Source organism: Vibrio sp. 2134-1, assembly GCF_033339495.1.
Window position 1 is genome coordinate 1 of the sequence record NZ_JAWOUS010000059.1, and the last position, 3,127, is coordinate 3,127.

The following is a 3,127-nucleotide window of genomic DNA, read 5'->3' on the forward strand; positions in this document are numbered from 1 at the left end:
TATTGCTGCTTGATAGAGCTCTTTTTCGATATTATCCATGACCATCCATATTCAATTTTATCGTGCGCTATAACGCCGCGTTAAGTAGTGAGCAACACGGCCACTTAACCTAAACCATTGTGCCGTAAACACTAAAGCCGATTCAAACCCAAATTGCCAAGCGTTGCGAATCTGCCTTAAACGCTTTGTTAGGCTTATAGTTCGCCGTTTACCTGCTTTGCAAAATCAGCATGAAACCTGATTAACTCCACACCATCTATTGCTTTTATAGATGCATTATTTCCCTCAGCAGTACAAAAAGGTGGGTACGCGAATAACAACTGGCCAGCCTGTAAATCCAAATCGTTCGGAATGCTAAGCCTTTCAATTGGGTTCTCGTCAACCCAAGCCAAAAACTGTTCCCAAGTACAACCAAATTCATCAATTTCACCAGTTTCTGCATTCAATTTGACCACCAAATTATCTCGAATAAAAAACTGGTCACCAAAGCAATCCTGAGCGATAGGAAAATCACTTGCTTTGACTTCACGGTATAAGTTGTGGAAAGCCAACTCACCATCTAAGAAAGTATCAACATTTAACAAGCGCTCTTGTGCATCTTTAGAGCGGATTTGTAGACCGCCCGAATATAGTATTTTCATAGTTTCTCGCCCTGTAAGCCTAACGCCTTGTTAAGGGGTGAGGCACGCAATACCGAAGCCTCCGCATACCACCTTAACCATTAAAACCAACGCATAGTAAAAATGCCACGCGTGCCGAATCACTCTTGAACAATTTGTTATGCTCGTACTCAAAGAAATTGGAGAATTAAGCAAGTGATAAACGCTGGAAGCCCTGCAATAAAGAAAACCAAACCTGTCTGGAAGTTCATTCTATGCTGCTCTCGTTGGTCTTCTTCGAAATCATGACCTTCTACCATTTTGTAAACTTTATCTGTTCTAGAATCATCCATATGCGCTGTTTTACTATATACGCCACCTTCCCACATAAACTTTGCTAAAACCCAGTTCACGATAACAACGAAGAACAGAAAGTCGACTGGCTGAGTAGTAGCAAAGAAGGGGACAAACTGAGCTAAGAGAATAACAATCAATGCTGCAACAAGATTGATTAGCACCACTTTCTTCAGTAAATTGAGCAAAATTCCCTCCTAGAGCATAACGCCTTGCTAAGGTGTGAGTAACGCAATACAAAAGCTACCGCACGGCGCCTTAATCATCATAAGCCACCGCATAGTAAAAATGCCACGCGTTACGAATCACTCTTAAGCAATTTGTTAGTAAATGCGCTACTTCTATTTGTGCGCTCCAAGATATTGAAAAGTGGCATAATATGAAAGGCTTTGAACACTGAAGTGAGACGGGCAGCTACAAAACTTAAAATCGATAGAGAGACGAAAGTTGGCTAGAAGAAAAACGTACTGAACTCCGCTACTTTTACTGACTTCAAATTAGAAAAGGATTCTTTCCTCGTACTTCAACAGCCACGCCAAAAGTAATCAAGGTTCTCTCAAAAGCCACGACGAAAATGAAGAAGCGCTAAAGAAATAGACTAAGAGTTAGAAGCCGTAAACGGTGAAATCAAAGCAAACACTCCGCATATAGTGCCACCGGAAAGAACGTGGGAGGTACAAACTGAAAGGTGTAAAGACGAGCGCCAAAACAGATAAACACCAAGACTTATGACCTATGATGTCAAACCCGTACTAACGCCCAATTAAGGTGTGAAGCACGCTGCCACAAACTCAAATTGAACACCGTAATCACTAAACTTGATTCAAACTAAAAATGCCAAGCGTGCTGAATCACTCTTAAATTGTTTGTTATGTTTTAGTAGCCTCGAGCTCATTGCCAGCAATGGTACACAAAACCAAACCACTTTCTTTTTCGCTAGAGCTAATAACGAGCTTCCCAAATGAATCCCAAACTGAACTTTTACCACAAGTTTCCCAGCCACCTGTTTCTGATATATGGTTGCTTAGAAGTACAGGGATTCGGTGTTCTAAAGCAATTTCGGATAGGATTTTAGAATCAGGGGTAAAGCCATTACCAGAAATTAGAGCACTTACAACATAAGCATCCGCACCGAGCTTTTTAACCCGCTGAGAATGTTCCGGTGTTGTGAAGTCGGCACAAATAGCCAGTGCTATTTGATGCCCATTAACAGTAAAAAAGTAATCGGTCGTCCCAAAAGAACAATACTTCTCTTCGCCTTCATGCAGATATTGCTTTGAATAAAATTGGACTGAGCCATCGGGAAAACAAACTACCGCACCTATTGTTGGCTTTGAGGAATTGTTAGCTTTTAGCGGACAACCTGCAATAACTATAATCTCATTTTCAACTGACGCTTGAGATAGTTCTTTAAAACTCAACGGCTCAGGTGAAAAAGCCAGCTCAGCAACCAAGTCTAGCTCATAGCCCGTCAATGATAATTCCGGAAAAACGACAACATCAGCTTTGTAAGAAGATGATTTCTTGATCATTTTAATATGATTTTCAATATTCCCACATAAGTCGCCTCTCACGATCGGGATTTGAGCCAAGCTTATAGTTACACCAGCTTTCAAGTTTCCTCCTTAAAACATAACGCCGCGTTAAGTGGTGAGCAACGCTACCACCTTACCTAAACCATTGTGCCGTAACCACTAAAGCTGAATCAAACAGAAAATGCCAAGCGTTGGGAATCCGTCTTAAACGCTTTGTTATATGCGCAAAGGCTTATATCTGAGATCTTGATAACAAAAATCACACGCAAATAACCTTAAAGTTAGGAAGGTTAAAAACAATAAGGACCCTACTAATGGTAAAAAGAAAAAATGTCCCGTATGGTAGCGATGTGTCTGCTGGAACATATAAATGCTCCGATTGCGGAAAGATATATTCCAACCAATCTAAAACTTCACTTCCACCATGTCCCAACTTTTCTAAAACACCACATCCTTTAAGAGCTTGGGATATTCTTACTGGTCAAGGAGATGCGACCAAAGACCCTTATCCTTAAGCTGCAATTCAACCGAGCACTACATATTGCTGCTCGGTTGAACTGTACATATAACGCTCTGTTAAGGTGTGAGCAACGCAATACCTAAGCCGCCGCATACCACCTTAAACACTAAAACCAACGC

Annotated in this window: 3 protein-coding genes; all 3 read right to left on the reverse strand. The window is 41.1% G+C overall.

Annotation, left to right across the window (positions count from 1 at the left end; all coding sequences use genetic code 11):
• Window positions 1–194: 194 nt before the first annotated feature.
• The gene (locus R7R78_RS23695) at window positions 195–641 is read right to left on the reverse strand and encodes a hypothetical protein (protein ID WP_025510803.1); all 447 of its coding nucleotides are present in this window, start codon (window positions 639–641) and stop codon (window positions 195–197) included.
• Between the two features lie 149 nt (window positions 642–790).
• Entirely contained in the window at window positions 791–1,141 is a 351-nt protein-coding gene (locus tag R7R78_RS23700; protein ID WP_225474336.1) for a hypothetical protein, read from the reverse strand.
• Window positions 1,142–1,822: 681 nt separating this feature from the next.
• Complete coding sequence (locus tag R7R78_RS23705; RefSeq protein WP_180709712.1) at window positions 1,823–2,569, reverse strand: carbon-nitrogen hydrolase family protein; 747 nt, start codon at window positions 2,567–2,569, stop codon at window positions 1,823–1,825.
• Window positions 2,570–3,127: the final 558 nt, after the last annotated feature.

Bases quoted from the DNA above. Each gene is read 5' to 3' on its own strand.
- R7R78_RS23695 (WP_025510803.1), bottom strand. From the start codon at position 641: ATGAAAATACTATATTCGGGCGGTCTACAAATCCGCTCTAAAGATGCA.